Source organism: Arthrobacter sp. Y3225116 (assembly GCF_059091245.1).
In genome coordinates, this window is sequence record NZ_JBNHGL010000472.1 from 1 (window position 1) to 1,003 (window position 1,003).

At 73.1% G+C, this 1,003-nt stretch carries 1 protein-coding gene; it reads left to right on the plus strand.

The genetic code is table 11. From position 1 onward, the window contains the following. Window positions 1-139: 139 nt before the first annotated feature. Window positions 140-1,003: CapA family protein (locus AC5RV2_RS18380; RefSeq protein ID WP_494093523.1), on the plus strand; the 864-nt coding region annotated here is incomplete at its 3' end.

Here is a 1,003-nt window from a genome sequence, read left to right on the forward strand (position 1 = left end):
GGTGCCCTCCGGATCCGGCCCGCCGGGGAGCGGCGGCACGGGGGAGGCAGCGCCGTCGGCCTCCGCACCGGAGCCCGCCCCGGAGCCGACGGCGACGGCCGGCGCGGGTCCGGCGTGCCCGGGAATCCGCTGTGCCACCGTGGCCCTCACCGGCGACCTGCTGCTGCACGAGCCGCTCTGGGAGCAGGCGGCCGCAGACGCCCGGCGAACCGGGAAGGGGGCCCTGGACTTCCAGCCGATGCTGGCCGCCCAGGAGCAATACCTGGACACCGCCGACCTCGCCGTCTGCCAACTGGAAACCCCGCTGGCCGGCGACGACGGACCGTACTCCGGCTACCCGGCCTTTAACGCTCCGCCGCAGATCCTCGACGCCGCCGCCGCCGTGGGCTACGACGCCTGCACCACCGCCAGCAACCACGCATTCGACCACGGCACCGCCGGCCTGGAACGGACCCTGGCCGCGCTGGACGCGCGCGGCCTGGAACACACCGGCACCTACGGCAGCGCGGCCGAGGCCGGGGAGGTGCTGGTCCTGGACACCCCGGCCGCGCGGATCGCGGTCATCACCGGCACCTTCTCGCTGAACGGGCTGAAACCGGACCGGCCCTGGCAGGTGGACATGCTGGATCCCCAGGCAATGATCGCCAAGGCCAGGAAGGCCCGGGGGCAGGGCGCGGACATCGTCTTGGGAGCGGTCCATGCCGGGGACGAATACACCGACTACGCCAGCCCGCAACAGCAGGAGGCCGCCCACGCGTTGGCCGACAGCGGCGAGTTCTCCTTGGTGTACGGGCACCACAGCCACTCCGTCCAGCCGATTGAGCGCCACGACGGCACGTGGATCGTCTACGGGCTGGGCAACACCCTCGCCGCGCATGCAACGCCGGACATCCTCAACACCGAGGGTTTGATGGTCCGGGCCCAGTTCAGCCAGGCCGACGACGGCGGCGGCTGGGAGGTGGCGCGGCTGGACTGGCTGCCGGCCACGTTCGACGGACCCGGG